17 protein-coding genes are annotated in these 20,827 nt (G+C 53.6%); 6 read left to right on the top strand and 11 right to left on the bottom strand.

The window, feature by feature from the left end; genetic code table 11:
• Window positions 1–266 precede the first annotated feature (266 nt).
• A complete protein-coding gene (yejK, locus tag ACUTSU_RS09765; RefSeq protein WP_445650319.1) occupies window positions 267–1,277 on the top strand; it encodes a nucleoid-associated protein YejK in 1,011 nt (336 codons plus the stop codon).
• Between the two features lie 84 nt (window positions 1,278–1,361).
• On the opposite strand, the gene rplY is transcribed toward yejK, so the two are convergent.
• Together rplY and ACUTSU_RS09775 are read right to left on the bottom strand one after the other, a co-directional pair.
• A complete protein-coding gene (rplY, locus tag ACUTSU_RS09770) occupies window positions 1,362–1,646 on the bottom strand; it encodes a 50S ribosomal protein L25 (protein ID WP_445650320.1) in 285 nt (94 codons plus the stop codon).
• 206 nt (window positions 1,647–1,852) lie between these two features.
• A complete protein-coding gene (locus tag ACUTSU_RS09775) occupies window positions 1,853–3,610 on the bottom strand; it encodes a DEAD/DEAH box helicase (RefSeq protein ID WP_445650321.1) in 1,758 nt (585 codons plus the stop codon).
• 309 nt (window positions 3,611–3,919) lie between these two features.
• Between ACUTSU_RS09775 and rsuA the strand changes: the two genes are divergently transcribed.
• The 3 genes from rsuA to ACUTSU_RS09790 all read left to right on the top strand — a co-directional run bounded on the left by rsuA (window position 3,920) and on the right by ACUTSU_RS09790 (window position 6,832).
• Window positions 3,920–4,633, top strand: a complete 714-nt coding sequence (gene rsuA / locus ACUTSU_RS09780) for a 16S rRNA pseudouridine(516) synthase RsuA (protein ID WP_445650322.1) — start codon at window positions 3,920–3,922, stop codon at window positions 4,631–4,633.
• A gap of 39 nt (window positions 4,634–4,672) precedes the next feature.
• Window positions 4,673–5,881 carry a Bcr/CflA family multidrug efflux MFS transporter gene (locus ACUTSU_RS09785; RefSeq protein ID WP_445650323.1) on the top strand — a complete coding sequence of 403 codons (1,209 nt, stop codon included), beginning with the start codon at window positions 4,673–4,675 and terminating at the stop codon, window positions 5,879–5,881.
• 606 nt (window positions 5,882–6,487) lie between these two features.
• The gene (locus ACUTSU_RS09790; RefSeq protein ID WP_135317298.1) at window positions 6,488–6,832 is read left to right on the top strand and encodes a YejG family protein; all 345 of its coding nucleotides are present in this window, start codon (window positions 6,488–6,490) and stop codon (window positions 6,830–6,832) included.
• A gap of 9 nt (window positions 6,833–6,841) precedes the next feature.
• Here ACUTSU_RS09790 and yejF read toward each other — a convergent pair whose 3' ends face one another.
• From yejF to ACUTSU_RS09830, 8 genes are all read right to left on the bottom strand, one after another.
• A complete protein-coding gene (gene yejF, locus ACUTSU_RS09795) occupies window positions 6,842–8,434 on the bottom strand; it encodes a microcin C ABC transporter ATP-binding protein YejF (protein ID WP_445650324.1) in 1,593 nt (530 codons plus the stop codon).
• Between the two features lies 1 nt (window position 8,435).
• Complete coding sequence (locus tag ACUTSU_RS09800) at window positions 8,436–9,461, bottom strand: ABC transporter permease (protein WP_445654094.1); 1,026 nt, start codon at window positions 9,459–9,461, stop codon at window positions 8,436–8,438.
• Window positions 9,458–10,552, bottom strand: coding sequence for a microcin C ABC transporter permease YejB (locus tag ACUTSU_RS09805; RefSeq protein WP_445654095.1), 1,095 nt, complete (start codon window positions 10,550–10,552; stop codon window positions 9,458–9,460). Before ACUTSU_RS09805 ends, ACUTSU_RS09800 begins: the two co-directional genes overlap by 4 nt.
• 10 nt (window positions 10,553–10,562) lie before the next feature.
• Window positions 10,563–12,371, bottom strand: coding sequence for an extracellular solute-binding protein (locus tag ACUTSU_RS09810; protein WP_445654096.1), 1,809 nt, complete (start codon window positions 12,369–12,371; stop codon window positions 10,563–10,565).
• Window positions 12,372–12,460: 89 nt separating this feature from the next.
• Window positions 12,461–14,047 carry a cyclic di-GMP phosphodiesterase gene (locus ACUTSU_RS09815; RefSeq protein ID WP_445650328.1) on the bottom strand — a complete coding sequence of 529 codons (1,587 nt, stop codon included), beginning with the start codon at window positions 14,045–14,047 and terminating at the stop codon, window positions 12,461–12,463.
• 338 nt (window positions 14,048–14,385) lie between these two features.
• Window positions 14,386–14,961, bottom strand: a complete 576-nt coding sequence (gene mepS / locus ACUTSU_RS09820) for a bifunctional murein DD-endopeptidase/murein LD-carboxypeptidase (protein WP_445650329.1) — start codon at window positions 14,959–14,961, stop codon at window positions 14,386–14,388.
• Between the two features lie 414 nt (window positions 14,962–15,375).
• Complete coding sequence (locus ACUTSU_RS09825; RefSeq protein WP_261094306.1) at window positions 15,376–16,080, bottom strand: phosphatase PAP2 family protein; 705 nt, start codon at window positions 16,078–16,080, stop codon at window positions 15,376–15,378.
• Window positions 16,081–16,131: 51 nt separating this feature from the next.
• On the bottom strand, window positions 16,132–17,106 hold the full coding sequence (locus ACUTSU_RS09830; RefSeq protein ID WP_445650330.1) for a CobW family GTP-binding protein: 975 nt from the start codon (window positions 17,104–17,106) through the stop codon (window positions 16,132–16,134).
• Between the two features lie 295 nt (window positions 17,107–17,401).
• On the opposite strand from ACUTSU_RS09830, the gene ACUTSU_RS09835 reads away from it, so the two are divergent.
• Entirely contained in the window at window positions 17,402–17,710 is a 309-nt protein-coding gene (locus ACUTSU_RS09835; RefSeq protein ID WP_445650331.1) for a type 1 fimbrial protein, read from the top strand.
• A gap of 78 nt (window positions 17,711–17,788) precedes the next feature.
• Here the strand turns inward: ACUTSU_RS09835 and ACUTSU_RS09840 are convergent, their stop codons facing one another.
• Window positions 17,789–19,270 (bottom strand): mannitol dehydrogenase family protein, encoded by a 1,482-nt coding sequence (locus tag ACUTSU_RS09840; RefSeq protein WP_445650332.1) that lies wholly within the window; start codon window positions 19,268–19,270, stop codon window positions 17,789–17,791.
• A 337-nt stretch (window positions 19,271–19,607) separates the two neighbouring features.
• Here ACUTSU_RS09840 and uxuA point away from each other — a divergent pair, with 337 nt between their 5' ends.
• Complete coding sequence (uxuA, locus tag ACUTSU_RS09845) at window positions 19,608–20,798, top strand: mannonate dehydratase (protein WP_445650333.1); 1,191 nt, start codon at window positions 19,608–19,610, stop codon at window positions 20,796–20,798.
• Window positions 20,799–20,827: the final 29 nt, after the last annotated feature.

Genomic DNA, 20,827 nt, shown 5'->3' on the forward strand with positions numbered 1-20,827 from the left:
AAGCCTGACAAAGTCCCATATCTTACCGTATAGGACAGTGATTTTCCGCTCTTTTATCGATTCCCTTTCTCTTTCAAACCGCAGCGTAGCGGGTTGCACTTGCGGCTCCCGGCACGTTGCCTGAAATCCATCGGTTCTGCCAGCTATTTACCTATTGTATGGGCGCTGGAAATTTATAGATTTCTGGTGATGTAAGCACAGCTTTAAAGTTGCAGGCTGGGGCCTTCAGTGATTGAATACGCGCTCAAAGAACAGGAGGATTTACCATGAGTCTGGATATCGACCAGATCGCTCTGCACCAGTTGGTCAAACGCGATGAGCAAACCTTGGACGTGGTGCTGCGCGATTCACTACTGCCCACCAATGCTGCGGTGGAAGAGATGATGGAAGAGCTGCATCGTGTCTATAGTGCCAAGAGTAAGGCTTACGGCCTGTTCAATGAAGGCAGTGAGCTGGCTGAAGCGTTGCGTACCTGCCGTAAGGAAGATAAGGACTTTTTGGCCTTCAGCCGTGCGGCGACCGGTCGCCTGCGCGATGAGCTGGCCAAGTATCCCTTTGCTGAAGGCGGCGTGGTGCTGTTTGGTCAGTACCGCTACCTGGCGGTGGAGTATTTGCTGATTGCGGTGCTCAATAGCCGCAACAGTTCGCGCGTTAACGAAGAGCTGGATATCAATACCACCCATTATCTGGATATCAACCACGCCGATATCGTGGCGCGTATCGACCTGACTGAGTGGGAAACCAATCCGGAGTCGACCCGTTACCTGACTTTCCTAAAAGGGCGAGTGGGCCGCAAGGTTTCCGATTTCTTTATGGACTTCCTGGCGGCGGCCGAAGGGCTGGATACCAAGGCGCAAAACCGGGGCTTGCTGCAGGCGGTTGACGATTACTGCGCCGATGCCCAACTGGACAAGAATGAGCGCCAGTCGGTACGCCAGCAGGTTTACAGCTATTGCAACGAACAGCTGCAGGCCGGCGAGGAAATTGAACTGCAGGAGTTGTCGAAAGAGCTCGCGCCCGTGGGCGAGAAAGATTTTCTGCAGTTTTCCAGCGAGCAGGGTTATCAACTGGAAGACAGCTTCCCGGCCGATCGTGGCACGCTGCGTCAGTTGACCAAATTTGCCGGCAGCGGCGGTGGCATCAGCATGAATTTTGATGCGATGCTGCTGGGGGAGCGAATTTTCTGGGATGCGGCTACCGATACGCTAACCATCAGAGGAACTCCGCCAAACCTGCGCGACCAGTTACAACGTCGTTTGAACAACGGCAATAAGTAATTTCACCTGATCGTAAACAATAAAAAACGCCGCAATTGCGGCGTTTTCTACTTCGGCGTCCCGAAAGGTTCGATTTCGTTGCGATTAAACGCGACGGAAGTCGATGTGAGCCAGTTTCGGCTTGAACGGGTGACGCTGTACAGCCTGAACTTTCACTTTGGTTTCTTTACCGTCGATAACCAGAGTTACTGCTTCGCTGTAGAATTCTGGTTTGGTTTCCATGTTCTTAACAGAATCATGGTCCAGTTCGATGGAAACTGGAGCTTCTTCGCCACCGTAAACGATAGCTGGGAATTTGTTGGCAACACGCAGGCGGCGGCTCGCACCCTTACCCTGGTCTTTACGTACTTCTACATTGATAGTGAACATTGTTTTTTCTCTAAAAAGAAAATTTACCCTGCTACAGGCGACCCAGTAGCAAGTTCGATTTACCCGTCGCCTTTCAAGTCACAGCTTGAAATTCGTAGGATATAACCTGCTTTAGCACCGGGCGAACCCAGGCAAAGCGGGCGGCAGTTTAACGGAAAGCTGTCCGCAGGGCAATGGAAACCTGCCTGATTTGCCAGCTGTCAGGATCAAGACAGTTCGTTGGCACGGCGGAAGCGGCCTTGATAATCGAACACTTTTTCCCGTATCTGCCAGAACTGCCCACGTTTGCGTGCCACCACAAAATCCGGATGGCGTAAGGCCGCTTGCTGGGCCAGCACGTCGGCAGCGGTTTGCCAGGCAAAAGGTACCCCTGGAGCACGTTGATGTGGGCGCAGGAACAGCATTTCGAAGGCTTTGCGCTGTGCTGGGGTCTGTAGCCGGAAACGCTCACTGGTGCTGGCGCTGTCTTCGTCGTAATAGGTAGCTTTCAGCCACTCGCCTTTTTCATCACGGCCGCTTTGCAGTTCCATGCCGCCACAGCGCAATACCAAAGCATCTTTCAACTTCAGCGCTGCTTTCAGCATATCGTCAGGATCGACCAACACCTCCTGACACTGGTGGCAGCGGCGGGCGGCAATGTCATTCTCAGCGCCGCAATGCGGACAAATCTTGAAACGGAAGCGGTAATCGCACTGCTCGCGATGGCCTTCATCATCCTCCAGCCAGCCCTGGCAGCGGCGACCGTAGTGTTCAATGATATCGCCGTTCTCGGTGCACTTGCCCCAAAACAGGTTGGCAAAGCCGCAGCCGGGGCAGAATACCTGTACCGGCTGACTGTCGCTGTGTGGCTTGCTGACCCCGACCTCTGGGGTAAACAGGTCGTGCGGGTTACCGGCGTAGTCGAGGATCAGGCAATCTTCCTTGCCGGGGGCCAACCGCAGCCCACGTCCGACGATTTGCTGATACAGGCTGACGGATTCGGTTGGGCGCAGAATGGCGATCAGATCGACATGCGGCGCATCAAAGCCGGTGGTCAGTACCGCCACGTTGACCAAGTAGCGCAATTGCTGTTTTTTGAAAGCCTCAATCAGCGCATCACGCTCGCTGGCCGGCGTTTCGGCGCTGACCAGCGCGGCTTCTCCGGGCGGCAGCAGGCCGTGGATCTCTCGCGCATGCTCAACGGTGGAGGCGAAAATCATCACTCCCTTACGCGTTTCAGCATATTCAACGATCTGGCTGATGATGTGCGGCGTAATGCGGTTTTGCTGTTTCAGCTCACGGTTCAGATCGACCTCACTGAACAGACCGTTGCTTCTGGCCTCCAGGCGGCTGAAGTCATACTGAACAATCGGCATATCCAGCCTTTCCGGTGGCACCAGAAAGCCGTTTTTGATCATGTAGCGCAGCGGCAGTTCATAAATGCAGTCGCGGAACAGACTGTTGGCATCGCCACGGGTAAAACCGTGATAGTGATACTGATAAATCCAGCCTTTGCCCAGTCGGTAGGGCGTGGCGGTCAGGCCCAGCAGCCGCAGCTGTGGATTGGTTTTTTGCAGATGCTGAATAATCTGCTGGTACTGGCTATCGTCATCGTCGCTGATGCGATGGCATTCGTCGATAATCAACAGCGAAAATGCACCGTCAAACAGGGGCAGGTTACGCGCCACAGATTGTACGCTGCCGAATACCACCTTGCCGGCGCTGTCTTTTTGCTGCAGCCCGGCGGCAAAGATATCGGCTTCCAGCCCGTAGGCGCGGTATTTGGCGTGGTTCTGTGCCACCAGTTCTTTCACATGGGCCAGCACCAATACCCGGCCACGCGCGCGCTTCGCCAGCTCGGCGATCACCAGGCTTTTACCGGCCCCGGTCGGCAGCACGATCAGCGCCGGTTGTGGGTGCTGACGAAAATGTTTGATAGTGGCTTCGACCGCTTCCAGTTGGTAGGGGCGTAGAGTAAAGGCCATAAATTAACGCCGTGGGTTGAGAAGGGCCACAGGGAACAGGTTTTGTAACATCTGAGCCCACAAAAACCGTGACATTTTACTCCCCTGATGGCTAAAAAATTTCTATTATTATGCCTTCTGAGCGCCGATGGTGCGAGAAGCGTGAAAATTACCTCTGTCAGGGGGCCGTTTCCACCGCTATACTTGCGTAACAGTAATCGCTGTTTCCCCCTCTTCGAACCTGCCCTGTTGCACCTGGTGCAACGGTGGGTGTCATATTTTAGCAATACGATCAATGCGATCATAACAACGACAGGCAAAGCAGATTCAATGCGACTGGACAAGTTTTTATCTCAGCAGTTAGGTGTTAGCCGTGCGCTGGTAGCGCGTGAACTTCGGGCAAAACGCGTCACCGTAGACGGTGAAGTGGTGAAGAGCGGGGCTCTGAAACTGACTCCGGAGCAGGAGGTGACGTTTGACGGCAACCCACTGCAACGCCAAAACGGCCCGCGCTATTTTATGCTTAACAAACCGCAGGGTTACGTTTGCTCCACGGATGATCCCGATCATCCTACGGTGCTGTATTTCCTCGATGAGCCGGTGGCCTACAAGCTGCACGCCGCCGGTCGCCTGGATATCGATACCACCGGCCTGGTGCTGATGACCGACGACGGCCAATGGTCGCACCGCATCACCTCACCCAAGCATCACTGTGAGAAAACCTATCTGGTGACACTGGAGCATCCGCTGGCGGAAGATACCGTGCAGCAATTTGCCGAAGGTGTGCAATTGCATAACGAAAAAGATCTGACCCGACCTGCGCAACTGGAAAAAATTGAAGACAAGCTGGTGCGCCTGACCATCAGCGAAGGGCGTTATCACCAGGTGAAACGCATGTTCGCGGCGGTCGGCAACCGGGTTCTCGAACTGCATCGCGAACGTATTGGTGCCATCGTGATGGATGAGGATCTGGCAGAGGGCGAATACCGTCCGCTGACGGAAGAAGAAATCGCCAGCGTCGGTGCCCCGCATCTGCAAGATTAATTCATTACAAGACTACGGCTGATGAAGGAGTCGTCGAACGTGTTACAGAACCGGTCATCTCACCTCGGTTTGATTTTTATTCTGGGCCTGCTTTCCATGCTGATGCCGCTGGCTATCGACATGTACCTGCCCAGTATGCCGGTGATTGCCAAACAGTTCGGCGTCGAGTCGGGCAGCGTGCAGATGACGCTCAGCGCCTATATGCTCGGCTTTGCCCTGGGGCAGTTGTTCTACGGACCGATGTCGGACAGTATTGGCCGCAAGCCGGTGATCCTGTGGGGAACGCTGATCTTCGCGATTGCCGGTGGTGCCTGTGCGATGGCTCAGTCGATTGATCAATTGATCAATCTGCGTTTCCTGCATGGGCTGTCGGCGGCGGCGGCCAGCGTAGTGATTAACGCTCTGATGCGCGATATGTTCACCAAGGACGAGTTCTCGCGCATGATGTCGTTTGTCATCCTGGTGATGACCATTGCCCCCTTGCTGGCACCGATGATTGGTGGCGCGCTGCTGCTGTGGTTCAGTTGGCATGCGATTTTCTGGACCATGGGCGCCGCGGCGCTGATCGGTTCATTGCTGGTGGCGTTTTTTATTAAAGAGACGCTGCCGAAAGAGCGGCGGCAAAAATTCCATCTGCGTACCACGCTGGGTAACTTCGCCTCCTTGTTCCGCCATAAGCGCGTGCTGAGCTATATGCTGGCCAGCGCCTTCTCCTTCGCCGGTATGTTCTCGTTCCTCAGCGCCGGGCCGTTCGTGTATATCGAACTGAATCATGTTTCACCGCAGCACTTTGGTTACTATTTTGCGCTGAATATTGTTTTCCTGTTCCTGACCACGCTGGTTAACAGTCGTAATGTACGGCGGTTGGGTGCGATCAAAATGTTCCGTTTGGGGCTGTTTGTGCAGTTGGCGATGGGGCTGTGGTTACTGGCAGTGAGCGGTATTGGCCTGGGGTTCTGGGCGTTGGTGTTGGGCGTGGCGGTTTATCTGGGCTGTATCGCCATGATTTCCTCAAACGCCATGGCGGTGATCCTGGACGATTTCCCGCATATGGCAGGTACGGCATCCTCTCTGGCAGGTACCTTGCGCTTCAGCATCGGTGCGTTGGTGGGGGCGATACTGGCAATGGCGCCCGGCAAGAGTGCCTGGCCGATGGTTTCCTCAATGGCGCTGTGTAGCATTGTTGCGGTGTTGTTCTATTTGTATGCCAGTCGGCCACGACAAAAATCCTCGTCTGATACCCCCTAGTCTTTTCTTCCTGATCCAGGCTCAGCGTAATGTTGGGCCTGGGTGAAATATCCCCTTCGGCCCAAGCCTGCTCTGAAATCCAATGGCAATGAAGACTTTGTTGCTAAACATAAGTGCGCTAATTAAATCCCCCTGTGCTCTATCTGTATTCTTTTTGTTAAAAAAATGCTCTGTCTGCTCAGGCAGATAACCGGCATATCCGTTATTTTCCTGGACTAATACCGGTGAGTAATTTGTTTTAAGGCCATTTATAGTCAATGAGTTAGCTTGTTAGTCACCGTTGTGGTGTGAGGCTAAATGTTTCCTCAATGTAAAATTATGCCGAGCAATAAGTAACCGTATTGCAAGAAAAAAGAGTTGAGATCGCGGCGGGAAAGGGTTACATATAACGCAAAAATGCGAGCTGAGTCGCAAAATGCCGTGAAATGCCCCCGTAGGGCGTCATTAAAACTGCAGGACATCAGCGAGCGCAGGGAACGAGTTAACCATTTGTGGTGTTTTTTACATTTAAATAACATTCATAAGGGCAGAGTCGGGTGTCAACGGCTATAACTTAGTTACCCTGTCAGGTAAAAAGTGTTTCATTTTTCAAACTAGGGATTTCATGTGGAAAGTATCCAACTTTCGGTAGTGCATCGCTTGCCGCAAAGTTATCGTTGGCTATCAGGTTTTACCGGTGTCAAGGTTGAACCGATTCCGCTCAGCGGAATAGACGAAGATAACAACCTGATTGGTCTGAAACTGCTCAGCCATGAGGGTGCTGACGCCTGGCAGGTGATGCAACAGCTTAATCTTTCATTGCAGGAGATCCAGGTCGACTGCGCGATCGTAGAGTGGGAAGGGGAACCTTGCCTGTTTGTGCATCGCTGCGATGAAAGCGCCACCATGTGTCGGCTTAAAAACGTGGGTGCTGCTATTGCCGAGCCGATGAGCGCTCAATATCCTTTCTGAATCCCGTCGCTAATCCGCCAGCTGTAACAACTGCTGCGTATAAGCGGCGGCCGGTGAGTTAAAGATCGTCTGGCAGTCACCTTGTTCAACCACTTCCCCCTGTCGCAGCACAATCACCTGATGACACAGTGAACGCACCACCTGCAAATCATGGCTGATAAACAGATAGGCCAGCCGGTGGCGTTGTTGCAGTGATTTAAGCAGCGTCAGGATTTGTGCCTGTACCGATTTATCCAGTGACGAAGTAGGTTCATCGAGGATCAGCAACTGCGGTTGTAAAATCAGCGCACGTGCGATGGCGATGCGTTGGCGCTGACCGCCGGAAAACTCAGTGGGGTAACGGTGGCGCAGGGCGGGATCCAGCCCCACCTCCTGCAAGACTTCAATTACCCGCTGCTCTCGCTGCTCAGCGCTCAGTTTCTGGTGGACCTCCAGCCCCTCGGCGATGATTTGCAGCACATTGAGCCGGGGATTCAGCGCGGAGAAAGGATCCTGGAACACAATCTGCATCTGGCTGCGGTACGGCAGCATTTGCTTCATGCTGAACTGGTGCAACGGCTGGCCTTTAAACCACATCGAGCCTTTGGCGCTAAGCAAACGTAGTAACGCCAACCCGGTGGTGCTCTTACCTGAGCCGGACTCGCCCACCAACCCGACGCTTTCCCCGGCCTTTAGCTCAAAGCTCAAATCTTTCAGCGCATAATGCTGACCCAGGGTGCGGCGCAGTAAACCGCGCTTGATTGGAAAACTGACCTGGAGGTTTTCCACTTTCAGTAACGGGGTGGCATCCGCCGGCAGCGCCAGCGGATCGCCCAGGTTCTCTGCCGCCAGTAATTGTTGGGTATAGGGGTGCTGTGGCTGGCTAAACAGGCGGGCTCGGTTGTTTTGCTCAACGCATTGACCCTGGCGCATGACCGCTACGTTGTCCGCCAGACGGCGCACAATATTCAGGTTATGGGTGATAAACAGCAGTCCCATGCCCATTTCTTGCTTCAACTCTTTCAGCAACAACAGAATTTGCGCCTGAATGGTCACATCGAGCGCAGTGGTTGGCTCATCGGCAATCAGCAGCTTAGGCTGGGTTAACACCGCCATGGCGATCATCACCCGCTGGCGTTCGCCGCCGGAGAGTTGGTGTGGATAGTCTTTCAAACGGCCTTTGGCGTTGCGAATGCCAACCCGATCCAGACATTGAATAATCTCACTGCGTGCGACATCACGTCGCATACCGCGATGCAGCGCCAGCACTTCCGCCAGCTGTTTCTCGATGGTATGCAAGGGATTGAGCGACACCATCGGCTCCTGGAAAATCATCGAAATCTGGTTGCCGCGCACCTTGCGTAGTTCGGCCTCCGGGGCGTGCAGCAACGAATGGCCGTTGAACTGGATATCACCGCCGGTATAGACCACTGGTGGCGAAGGCAGCAGGCGCAGCACCGACAGCGCGGTGACGCTTTTGCCCGAGCCGGACTCCCCGACCAGTGCCAGCGTTTCTGCCTTTTCTATCTGTAGCGAAATGCCGTTGACCGCCTGATTGAGTTGGTCACCCTGGCGGAAAGCGACGCCGAGATCCTGAATTGAAAGCAAAGGAGTGCTAGCCATATCAATGCGCCTTGCTGGGGTCAAAAGCGTCGCGTACCGCTTCGCCAATAAAAATGAGTAAAGACAGCAACACGGCCAACACCAGGAACGCGGTGATGCCGAGCCACGGTGCCTGCAGGTTGTTTTTACCCTGCAGCAACAGTTCCCCGAGCGACGGAGAACCGATCGGCAGGCCAAAGCCCAGGAAATCGAGTGAGGTCAGGGTGGTGATGGAGCCGCACAGGATAAACGGCAAAAAGGTCAGCATCGCCACCATCGCATTGGGCAGCATATGCCGGTACATAATGACCCGGTCCTGCACCCCCATGGCGCGCGCGGCGCGAATGTAGTCGTAGTTACGGGTGCGCAGGAACTCGGCGCGCACCACGCCCACTAGGCTCATCCAGCCAAACAAAATGGTGATGCCGAGCAGCCACCAGAAATTGGGTTGTACGATACTCGACAGCAGAATAATTAAAAACAGCGTCGGCATGCCAGACCACACTTCAATAAAGCGCTGACCCCATAAATCCACACGTCCGCCATAGTAGCCCTGTATGGCACCGACACAGACGCCAATCACGCTGGAAAACAGCGTCAGTGTCAGCCCGAACAGCAGCGAAATACGAAAGCCATACAGCACGCGGGCCAGCACGTCGCTGCCGTTACTGTCAGTACCCAACAGGTTTTGGCGCGAGGGGGCCGAAGGGAAGGGTACCTCGGTGGCAAAGTTGATGGTGTCGTAACTGAAGCGAATCGGTGGCCAAACTGCCCAGCCGTGGCTGTCGATCTGTTTTTTGACGAACGGATCCTGATAGTCGGTGGCGGTATTGAGCTCACCGCCGAAGGTGGTCTCGCTGTAGTCGATAATAAACGGCAGGTACAGGTTACCCTGGTAACGCACCAGCAGCGGCCGGTCGTTGGCGATCAGGTTGGCCCCCAGGCTGAGGATAAACAGCACCAGAAAAATCCACAGTGACCAATAGCCACGGCGGTTGCTGCAAAAACGTGCCCAACGTGCCTGATTGATCGGGCTTAAGCGACTCATTGGCGGGCCTCGAAATCAATGCGTGGATCGACCAGGGTATAGGTGATATCGCTAAGGATATTCAACAGCAGGCCAATCAGGGTGAAGATATACAGCGTGCCGAACATCACCGGGTAATCGCGCTGCAGGGTGGCGTCATAGCCCAGCAACCCCAGCCCGTTGAGCGAGAACATCACCTCGATCAGCAATGAGCCGGTGAAAAACATGCTGACAAAGGTCGCTGGGAAGCCAGCGATCACCAGCAGCATGGCGTTGCGGAACACGTGGCGGTAAAGGATCTTGTTTTCGTCCAGCCCTTTGGCACGTGCGGTGACCACATATTGTTTGCGGATCTCATCGAGGAAGGAGTTTTTGGTCAGCATGGTCAGGGTGGCGAAGCCACCAATCACCGTCGCCAGCACCGGCAGCGTGATATGCCACAGGTAATCGGTGATTTTGCCATACCATGGCAGGGTATCGAAATTGCTGGAAACCAGACCGCGCAACGGGAACCAGTCCAGGTAGCTGCCACCGGCGAACAGCACGATCATCAAAATCGCGAACAGGAAGGCCGGAATGGCATAGCCGATGATAATCAGAGTGCTGCTCCAGGTATCGAAGGCGCTGCCGTTATGCACGGCTTTACGGATCCCCAGCGGGATCGACACCAGGTAGATAATCAGCGTGCTCCATAGCCCCAGCGTGACTGATACCGGCAGACTATGACCTACTAGGTGCATCACCGATGCGCCACGGAACAGGCTGTCACCGAAGTCGAGACGCATGTAGTTCCACAACATGGTGAAATAGCGCTCATGCAGCGGTTTGTCGAAGCCGTAGCGTTTGGTGATCTCGGCGATCACCTCAGGATCCAGCCCGCGTGAGCCACGGTACTGGCTATCTGTCGCACTGCCGACACCAATACGTGCGTGCCCCAGGCCTTCACCTGCGCCGCCACCGCCGAAGCCGCTGCCCTGGCCCATTTCGATAGTGGCAATCGCCTGGTCGACTGGGCCACCGGGAGCGATCTGCACGATAAAAAAGTTAATGGTGATGATCGCCCACAGGGTGGGGATAATCAGCAACAGTCTGCGAATCAAATAAGCCGCCATCGCAAACCCCTTATTGTTGTTGAGCCGGCAAACGCGCCGCTTTGTTGACGTCAAACCACCAGTTATCGAAACCAATAACGTAGGCCGGACGAATCGACGGCGTAGAGAATTTGTCCCAGTAGGCATAGCGGTCGTGGTTGGAATACCACATCGGCAACATATACCGGTTCCAGGTCAATACCCGATCCAGCGCGCGACCCAGCGGCAGCAAGGCTTTTTCGTCTCCCTGATGCGCGGCGATCTGCCTGACCAGGCTATCGACTGCTGGATCGGTGACGCCGGGAGTATTCCAGCTGGAATTAATGTATCTGGAGTCCCAGAGCGTCTCAAGGCTTGAGCCAGGGAAAGGCATTGCCATATAAACCGTCGGCATCATATCGAAATCGCCGTCGCGCATGCGCTTGGTGAATTGGGATATGTCGATTTCACGGATCTGCATATCAATGCCCAGCCGTTTCAGGTTGTGCTGAAACGGCAAGACATACTGGAAATTGCTGCCGCTCAACAACATCAGTTCAAAGCTGAATGGCTGGCCGGTTTTACTATTTACCAACTTTTGATTTTTGACTTCCCAGCCGGCCTGTTTCAGCAACTGAGTCGCTTTCAGCAGGTTTTGCCGATCGTTACCGCTGCCGTCAGAGGACGGTGGCTGGTAGATACTGGTGAATACCTCCGCCGGTACCTTGCCCTTAAGTGGGCCCAGCAGCGCCAGTTCGGCCGCATCCGGGTAGCCGCTGGCCGCGTAGGGGGTGTTCTGGAAATAGCTATTGGTTCGTTGGTAGGCGTTGTAATACAGCGCCTTATTCATCCAGTCGAAATCGAAAGCCAGCGTGAGCGCTTCGCGCACCCGAGGATCGGCGAACAGAGGGCGCCGCATATTGAAGGCCATCCAGCGGGTGTTTTGCGCCGACTGATTGGTTTCATCCTGTTTGATGATGTAATTGCGGGTGAAATTGCCGCCCTGGTACTGAGTCGCCCAACTTTTTGGCGAACCTTCGATGCGGAAGTCATAGGCACCGGCCTTGAAGGCCTCCAGTGCGACTTTGTCGTCCAGATAGTAGTCGTAGCGGATGCTGTCGAAGTTAAAGCGGCCGCGGTTGACCGGCAGGTTGGCGGCCCAATAGTCGCGTACCCGTTGAAAGGTAATGTATTGGCCGAGTCGATAACTGGCGATCTTATAGGGACCACTGCTCAGCGGCGGGGTGCTCAGCGGCTCGTTCAGCTTGTGATCTTTCCAGAAGCTCTGCGGCAAAATGGGCAGGCTGAACAGTCCGAGCAACTTGTCTTTATCCGGTTGTGGAAATTCAATGCGCACCGTCAGGCGTGAGATGGCCTTGACCGATATGCCCTTATACACCACGCGAAACTGCGGTACGCCTTCGGTCATAAACTTGGTAAAGGTAAAGGCCACGTCTGCGGCGGTGATGGGCGTGCCATCGTGGAAGCGGGCGCGAGCGTTAATATCCACTTCTACCCAGCGCATATCGGCCGGGAAGCGGGCAGATTCGGCAATCAGTGGATAGTAGCTGCCGATTTCATCGTCTGAGGTGGTGAACAGGGTATCGTACAGCGCATCGGTACGCTCGCCGGGAACGCCACGTTGCGCATAGCGGTTAAAGTTGTCAAAGGTGCCAATAGCGGCCAGCCGCACGTCGCCGCCCTTGGGGGCCGCAGGGTTGACGTAGTCATAATGGCTGAAATCGGTGGCGTATTTCGGCTCACCGAGTTGGGCGAAAGCGTAACTTTCATTGAGGGTTTCGGCCTGCAGGCCAAAACTCAGTGCCGAGAGCACCAGGGCAGCAAAAACGCGCACGGACATCTTGACGGTAAGCTCCTGCTGTATAAGTCGATTAAATCTGGGCCAGCATAGCATTTACTGCCGCGCCGCAGAGTAAAGAAGTTAAAATATCAGTCCTTTAGCGCCTGATAGTCCATGACGGTATGGGCGTTGCAGAAGGCGACAAAATTATCGATGCTCAGGGGCTTGCTGAAATAATACCCCTGCATAAAGTTAACGTCCTGTTCTTGCAAGAAGTGCAACTGCTCGGCGGTTTCCACCCCTTCTGCCACGGTTTGCATTTTCAGCTTCTTGGCCAGTGAAATGACGGCATCCAGTACCGGGGCGGTGACCGTATCCTGGCCGATGGAGTTGACGAAGCCGCGGTCGATTTTCAGATAGTCCATGCTAAAGCGTTCCAGATAGATCAGTGCGCTGTGTCCGGTGCCGAAATCATCGATGGCAATTTCAATGCCTTGCTGATGCAACCAGTCGAACTCAGCTGGTGCACTATCTTCTTCTACCATCCCGCGCTCGGTAATTTCAAACACCAACGTGAAGTAGTTGCCCGGCAACTGTGCCAGCAGTTCGTACACGTCGTGATGGAAGGACGGCGCGCTAAGATGGGAAGGGGAGATATTCAGGCCGAGTTTGGCACCCTGTGGCAAGACCGTTGCCAGCCTGGGGGCATCTTTGGCAATCAGACGGAACAGGTGGCGCGTCAGCGGTACGATCAAGCCTTCGCATTCGGCATAGGGAATAAACAGATCCGGAGGAATACGTCCTTCAATCGGGTGTTGCCAGCGGATCAGCGCTTCCAGCCCGCCGATGGTACCGGTTTTGGTATGAAATACCGGTTGATACTCGACAAAGAACTCGTTGCGTTTGATACCGCACATCAGTGCGCGTTCCGGGCTTTGGCGCAGCAACAGCATGTAGTAACACAGCACGCCGATCATTAAGGACAGCACCAGACTACCCAGCAGGGTTAGGCGGATATCGTTGGGTGTCAGTTTTTTGTTATAAAACATAATGATAATCGGGGTGCCGGCGATGGAAATGCGGTCGGCCTTTTCATCCGGCAATTGGTCGATCGGCATCAGATTCGGACTAAAGCTGGTCAGGGCGCGATCGCCAAGAATAATGGCGACTCCCTGGGTCTGATCGGTATTGGCGCCGAACATCTGTTGGGGCATCAGACCAATATCCAGGGTGGCCAATATGCCACTGTCTTCTTTGCCCGGTTTACGCAACCACACCGCGACTGCCGGTTTTCCGGGCACCAGTGGGGTGCCTTGCTGCAGTTTGAGATCCAGTGGCTGCTGTTGATTAATTCCCGGGTAAATATTCTTTAGTGCCAGCATCATGTTGCCGGTAGCGGAAGAACAATAGGCAAAGCCGTTTTTTACCAGCATAAAGGTGCGCACGCCGGAGTGAAATGCCGCCTGGTCGGTAATTTCGGGCTGGCTGGTTGCGCAGGAACGTTCGGTCAACGGCATCAACCGTTGCATGACTGCCGTCAGACTATTAAAGATATCGAGGGTAAATTTCTGCGTCCGCTGCTCTACCGCACGTTGATATTGTGTGCGCTGGTGGCTAATCAGGGAAAGGGTAATTGCCATAAACACAATAAAAAATACCAGGGCCACGATGCCACTTTTAGCCAGGCTACGTCGTCTGTGCGAGACGTGGCGCGCAAATGCCCTTTTCAAGCCCATAAACCTGCCCCCTGAACCCGGCGTATCAATTTGTTTTTGTTAGAGAGTGACTGGCTAATATATCGCAATGGCGGTGTTGTCGTCATTATTCATCGTTTATCTAATGGCTGATAATAGTTTAAATCCGGCATTATCGCTGTTTTCCCATTTGACGATAATAGGTTATTTTTTCATCGTCGGCGCAGTTTACTCCAATAATCTTGCGAAATATAAAGTGGCAATATTGAAAACACCGCGAGTTTATAATGGGGAGGCAGGAGGGGGCGGCGCAAAAAACGCTGCCCGGAGGCAGCGTTCTATCGTTCAGTTTGGTCTTCAGGACAATCAAGGTTGCACTGTCAGCTGCTGGTTAGCACCCGGCGGGCTTCGCGATAACGTTTATTCCAGTAGTTATCGCTCAGTTTCGATATCATCACGCCGCTGCTGGTAGAGGCATGAACGAATTGATCGTTACCCAAATAGATGCCGACGTGGCGTCCGGTAGAGCCGGCGCGGAACAGCACCAGATCGCCAGGACGCAGTTTGGTGCGCAAGATTTTCTTGCCAAGATCTTCCTGTTCGTAGGTAGAACGAGGTAAGTCCATGCCAAACTGTTCACGGAAGGTGCGCTGCACAAACGCCGAGCAATCGATGCCGCGCTTGGTTTCACCGCCTAAACGGTAGCGAACGCCTTTCCAGTCTGCATACTGATCCATAATTTTTGACTTAACGTCAACGTTACGAACCATTGCTTCGAATTCATCCTGAGAGGCTTGCAGTAAAAGACCATTTTTGTCATTAACTGCACGCATCTCAGTTTGTGCGTTATTCAAGTTCGAAGTGTGTGTCGAGCTACATGCGGAGAGCATTACCGCTGCGGCAATTGCAGGTACTACCCGCAAAAAATATCTCAGAAACGGTTGAGATTTGACCATTGTTATTGTTTTCCCTTGAAGTCCTTAACGACGTCAGTCGCTACCTGAAAAATGCCAAACGGAACGAGACTAATCTGCACCTGTTTTATCGACAATCAGATACCGCTGAAAATGTGCTGGAACGCACATTTTTAGTGGATTTGATGCTGAGTCGAGTTAAACAAGGCATAAACGCATCTGAGATTACCGTAACGGATTGGGGATTGCGAGCTTTTTTCCAACCTTTTATATATGAATTTGTGATGTAACATAATGTAAATCTTCATATAAAAAACGCTGATAGTCCGTTGTGTTGGTTTTGCGTGAAATTAGGTGACAGAAGTGTTAACGCGGTGATGTGGAAATCAACAGCAAGCGGTGAGGAATTTATCAGGAGGCCAACGGCCTCCTGTCGGTCATAACCCACAGTTATGACTATGCGGGACGGTGCTTGCCGGGCAGCATACGGTTCAGACGCAGGATCAGCACATCACTGAGTGGGGTCATCAGGCACCAACTGGCACCGACCAGCACCACCGACAGCGAACCTACGGCGATATCCGTAAACCAGTGGGCGCCAATCATCACCCGCGGCAATGAAAACACCACCGTAATCAGCAGCGCGACGGCAAACGCGCGACGGTTAAAGTAGCGCAGCATAAAACAGGAGAAAATCATCAGCATCATGCCGTGATCGCCAGGAAAGCTGTCGCTGGAGGCATCTTTGGTCGGAATGCCGGTCAGTTCACTGACTCGGTTAACATTCTCAAAGCTCAGCGATGGGCTGGGATGCTTGACCGGAAGCAGGTGTCCAAGCTGGTTCAGCACCACGCCGGTCAGCAGCATGATAACGCCGGTTACCAGCAAACGACGACGGCCAGCAGCATCCTGTTGCAGATAAAAGCACAGGTACAGCAGCCCCATGGCAACCAGCGAAATCACGTCAAATGCACGGTTATTGGTAATGGCTACCAGATGTAGAAACGCGGGGTCAGTAGCCAGATGACGATTAAAAAAGAAGAAAATCGATGAATCCAGAGTAAACCAATAACCGTGGTTAACCGGCAGGTACCAGGACAGAAACAGCGCAATGCCCAGTAAATTGAAGAAGATGATGAAGGGTAAATTGCGGCGAGTCATGGCATAACCTGTTGTAAGCCTAAAATTAAAAGGGTGCTAAAGGTAAATATGTCAACTTAAACGAATGTCAAACAGCTTGGATTGCAGCGCGTTCCAGTCTGCGTTATCGCTGTGAATCAGTTCAATTCGGCTGTCCAGTGGTGCGACAGGGCGCGTTTCAATGTTGAGATCCTGCCCCTGGCGGTTGATCAACAGCGTACCTTCAGCAATGCGTACTACGCCTTTGGCGCGTTCAACCGGTGCCAACCGTATCCATTCCATAATACCAACGGTATCGAACACCGTGTCGGCGTCAAAGATCCAGCCACAGCTGGTAAATCCCTGCCCTTGATTGAGCGCGCGCCGCCAGCGTGAGGTTTCTGGCAACCGCAATGCGGCCAGGCCAGGTGTTTTAATGTGGCTATGATGCTGCTGAGCATTCGGTAATTCTGTGCGATTCGTGCGGGGCAGGTCCAGCAAGGTGACATCCGCCTGGCCCTGTTGAATGTGATAAAGCGGCCGCTGCAGGGGGGCCTGCTCAGCCCATTGCTGCAGGGCCAGCAGATCCTGCGGCTGATAGGTGTCGCTTTTACTGGCCAGAATAACGTCGGCCGCCGCCAGCTGATCGCGGAAATTTTCGTTTTCTCGATAGCGCGGTTCGCTGAGCTGGCGTGCATCCAACAGGCACAGGGTGGCCTGTAGATCGATCCAGCCGGCATAGCTGTCCTGTGTCAGCAATGACAGGATCTGTTTTGGGTGACCCAGGCCGGTGGGTTCGATCAACAGTCGGTCGGGTTTACTCTGTTGCAGCAGCATATTCAGCCCGATCTGCATCGGCAAGCCGTTCACACAACACATGCAACCGCCTGGGATCTCCTTTAACACCGCACCGCTGTCTGCCAGCAACGCGCCATCGATACCAATTTCACCAAACTCGTTCACCAGCACTGCCCAACGCTCATGTTCCGGTTTGTTTGCCAGTAAGTGACGAATGGTGGTGGTTTTCCCGCTGCCGAGGAAACCGGTGATCAGGTTAGTTTTGGTCATGAATGATTCCTGATGTTAATAATATTTGTTGAACGATAATTAAGCGGCGCTATTCAACCTGCGCCAGCTCACAAATTTGGCAGTTTAAGATGCGATATTTAACCGGCTAAATCCACGATAAGTTTTCGGAAAATTCTTAGCAAAAACCACGAATTAGCCACTAACAATGATCGTTAGTTGCTTGTTTTTTCTTTGTTAATTGACCGATTAGCTCTCAAATAACCCCTCTAACCTTACGATTATTCTTAAGAAGGTCCTCTATGGTTAAATTGGTTTAACAAAAAATGAGGTTGCCATGAATGTCTTCCGGTTATTTTTGATCGCAGGAATGTTGTTTTCATGGACGGCAGCAAGCTATGCAGGAACCACTGGCGGGGTTATTCGTTTTGTTGGCTCTATTGTGGAAAACCCCTGCACGGTGAACATCGCTGATTCAACGGCCAAGACGGAATGTTACCGTAATGGGCGGTACTATCAAGACCAACAGACGCTGTCAAAATTTGATGCTACACGCAAAGAACTGCCAATGAATTTAGGTTCGATCGAGATGAAGTGGGTAGATCAGCAGAAAAAACTTGCAATAATGACGGTAGTTTACCGCTAAGTCGTTCGGCCATGCCGGACTGCCGGCATGGCCATTTTCTCCGTCGCCTTTCAAGTCAGGCTCTGGTTTAACCGGGTATTAAGCCAACTGAGTCGACACCCAGTTCTGCACCGTTTGTCGCGCCCCGTGGTCACGCAGGGACAAATAGGCGCGGGTAACAGCAGTCACAAACTCCTCATTAGCCGGCAATTGTTCACCAAAAACGGCTTTCATGCCTAACAGGGTTTTCACACGTTGTTCATCGTCCGGCGTTGTAGCTACCCTTTGTTGCAGCGTTGTCAGTAGCGGATCGCGGATATCAATCGGCTGACCGGCATCATCCATACCGCCGACATAACGCATCCATGCCGCCACGCCCAGCGCCAAACCGGCATAGCTGCCGCCATGCTGCAAATGCCAACGAACCGAATCCAGCATCCGCTGCGGCAATTTTTGTGTGCCATCCATGGCGATTTGCCAGGTGCGATGTTGCAGCGCCGGATTGCTGTAGCGTTCAATCAACTGCGCGGCATAGGCGGCCAGGTCGATACCGCTGACGCTGAGCGTCGGTGCCTGCTCGGCCAGCATCAAGTGGTGTGCCGCTCGGCGATAAGCCTCGTCGGCCATACAGTCGTTTATATACTGATAACCCCCCAGATAACCCAGGTAGGCCAGGAAGGAATGACTGCCGTTCAGCATGCGCAGCTTCATTTGTTCAAAAGGCAGTACATCCTTTACCAATTGTGCACCGGCCAGTTCCCAGGCTGGACGGCCTGCGACAAAGTTATCCTCCACCACCCATTGGATAAACGGTTCGCAAGCGATGGCGCATTCATCACGTACGCCGCCCAGTGCGGTAGCCACTTCATCGAGCGTTTCCGGCGTCGCGGCTGGAACAATGCGGTCGACCATGGTACTGGGGAAGCTGACCTGGTGGGCAATCCACTCTGCCAGGGCGTCGTCACGTGCCTGCGCCAGGCCGATGATGGCGTTGCGCAGCACATGGCCGTTTTCGGGAATATTATCGCAAGAGAGCAGGGTAAAGGCGGGCAGACCGCGTTCCATGCGCAGGCGCAGGGCTTCTACCAGAATGCCGGGCACCGTGATGGGTTGACGGGAGTTGGCAAGATCGGCGCGGATCCCCTGGTGTTGCAGATCCAGTTTCCCGCTGCCGGGTTCGATGCAGTAGCCTTTTTCGGTGATGGTCATTGAGACGATGGCGACCTGCGGCTCCGCCAGTTTTTCCAGCACTGCACCTATCCCTTCCAGCTTGCGGTGTACGCTTTCATGTATTGCACCGATGATTATCGCCTGATTTCCCGCAGCGCCTTTTTCCAGCACGGTATAAAGGTGGTTTTGCTGACGCAGCGTCTGGAACAGAGTATCGCCACCGAACAGGCTGATCTCACAAATCCCCCAGTCTCCTCCCTGACGGTTCAATACCCGGTCGGTCAGCAGTGCCTGATGGGCGCGGTGAAAGGCCCCGAATCCAATGTGCACCATGCGACTTTGTAATGTGCTGCGGTCATAGCGCGGTTGCTGGACGGCGTCGGGAAGCGGTGAGTTGGCGATAGTCTTCATGCATGGCTCCAAGCTGGGTGAAAGGTTCTGGCCGGGAACTTTTGAAAAGTTATCAGACCAGTTTTGCGAAGGGAAAACGGCGCGGCGCTTACCTTTTTCGCATGAGTTCTCTGCCGCCAGTGTAAGGCTGTAAGGGAGGTAATAACATTGCTCAGCCCAAAATAAGCCAGAACCGTGAAGTGGATCAACCAATCAGGGTTTCGCTTTTGACAGTCAGGTGCGAAAGAGTAAGGTGAAAGATAACTGATATCTATTTAAATTTGGTATAACAAGATTATCAAAACGGTGCCATCTTGATTACCACCACAATACTGGGCGATTTTTACAAGGATAAATAATGGAACAAACATGGCGTTGGTATGGGCCGAACGATCCTGTCTCTCTTGACGATGTGCGCCAGGCCGGTGCCACCGGCGTAGTCACCGCCTTGCACCATATCCCGAATGGCGAGGTGTGGCCGATCGAAGAGATCAAGGCTCGTCAGGCGTTGTTGGCGGAGAAAGGATTGGTGTGGTCGGTGGTGGAAAGCATCCCGGTACATGAAGAGATCAAAACTCACAGCGGTAACTACCAACAGCACATCGCCAATTACCAGCAATCGTTGCGTAACCTGGCGGCCTGCGGTATCGACACCGTGTGCTACAACTTTATGCCGATCCTGGACTGGACACGTACCGATCTGGAGTATTTGCTGCCCGACGGGTCAAAAGCATTACGCTTTGATCAAATTGCCTTTGCGGCTTTTGATTTGCATATTCTGCAACGCGTGGGGGCAGAGCAGGATTACACGCAGGAAGAGCAACAGCAGGCCGCCGCGCGCTTTGCTGCCATGAGCGAGGCGGATATCGCCAAATTGACCGGTAATATCATCGCCGGGCTGCCGGGAGCTGAAGAGGGGTATACGCTAGATCAGTTCCGCGCCCGTCTGGCCGAGTATGACTCCATCGACAAGGCGCAGCTGCGTGAGAATATGGCGGTGTTTCTGCGTGCCATTGTGCCGGTAGCAGAAGAGGTCGGCGTGCGGCTGGCGGTACACCCGGACGATCCACCGCGGCCGATCCTGGGCTTGCCACGCATTGTCTCGACCATTGAAGATATGCAGTGGTTCAAGCAGACGGTCGACAGCCTGTATAACGGTTTCACCATGTGTACCGGCTCTTATGGAGTGCGTGAGGATAACGATCTGGTGCGGATGATTGAAACCTTCGGCGATCGCATCCATTTCACCCATCTGCGCGCAACCTGCCGTGAAGATAACCCGAAAAGTTTCCATGAGGGCGCGCACCTGCAAGGCGACGTTGACATGGTGGCGGTGATTGAGGCGATCCTCAGCGAGGAGCAGCGTCGTCATCAGGCGGGTGATACCCGGCCGATCCCGATGCGTCCCGATCATGGGCATCAGATGCTGGATGACTTGAAGAAAAAAACCAATCCGGGTTATTCGGCAATTGGTCGTTTGAAAGGGCTGGCGGAACTGCGCGGTGTCGAGTTGGCGCTCAAACGCCGTTTCTTCCCTGAATTGCCGTAGCGATAAAACACAGGGGCCATAATCGGCCC

The sequence above is a fragment of the Serratia sp. NA_13 genome (assembly GCF_052691735.1).

What these genes read in the sequence shown, in the direction of transcription:
- yejK (WP_445650319.1), top strand. Translation starts at nt 267, where the DNA reads ATGAGTCTGGATATCGACCAGATCGCTCTGCACCAGTTGGTCAAACGC.
- rplY (WP_445650320.1), bottom strand. Translation starts at nt 1,646, where the DNA reads ATGTTCACTATCAATGTAGAAGTACGTAAAGACCAGGGTAAGGGTGCG.
- ACUTSU_RS09775 (WP_445650321.1), bottom strand. Translation starts at nt 3,610, where the DNA reads ATGGCCTTTACTCTACGCCCCTACCAACTGGAAGCGGTCGAAGCCACT.
- rsuA (WP_445650322.1), top strand. Translation starts at nt 3,920, where the DNA reads ATGCGACTGGACAAGTTTTTATCTCAGCAGTTAGGTGTTAGCCGTGCG.
- yejF (WP_445650324.1), bottom strand. Translation starts at nt 8,434, where the DNA reads ATGGCTAGCACTCCTTTGCTTTCAATTCAGGATCTCGGCGTCGCTTTC.
- ACUTSU_RS09800 (WP_445654094.1), bottom strand. Translation starts at nt 9,461, where the DNA reads ATGAGTCGCTTAAGCCCGATCAATCAGGCACGTTGGGCACGTTTTTGC.
- ACUTSU_RS09805 (WP_445654095.1), bottom strand. Translation starts at nt 10,552, where the DNA reads ATGGCGGCTTATTTGATTCGCAGACTGTTGCTGATTATCCCCACCCTG.
- ACUTSU_RS09810 (WP_445654096.1), bottom strand. Translation starts at nt 12,371, where the DNA reads ATGTCCGTGCGCGTTTTTGCTGCCCTGGTGCTCTCGGCACTGAGTTTT.
- ACUTSU_RS09815 (WP_445650328.1), bottom strand. Translation starts at nt 14,047, where the DNA reads ATGGGCTTGAAAAGGGCATTTGCGCGCCACGTCTCGCACAGACGACGT.
- mepS (WP_445650329.1), bottom strand. Translation starts at nt 14,961, where the DNA reads ATGGTCAAATCTCAACCGTTTCTGAGATATTTTTTGCGGGTAGTACCT.
- ACUTSU_RS09825 (WP_261094306.1), bottom strand. Translation starts at nt 16,080, where the DNA reads ATGACTCGCCGCAATTTACCCTTCATCATCTTCTTCAATTTACTGGGC.
- ACUTSU_RS09830 (WP_445650330.1), bottom strand. Translation starts at nt 17,106, where the DNA reads ATGACCAAAACTAACCTGATCACCGGTTTCCTCGGCAGCGGGAAAACC.
- ACUTSU_RS09835 (WP_445650331.1), top strand. Translation starts at nt 17,402, where the DNA reads ATGAATGTCTTCCGGTTATTTTTGATCGCAGGAATGTTGTTTTCATGG.
- ACUTSU_RS09840 (WP_445650332.1), bottom strand. Translation starts at nt 19,270, where the DNA reads ATGAAGACTATCGCCAACTCACCGCTTCCCGACGCCGTCCAGCAACCG.
- uxuA (WP_445650333.1), top strand. Translation starts at nt 19,608, where the DNA reads ATGGAACAAACATGGCGTTGGTATGGGCCGAACGATCCTGTCTCTCTT.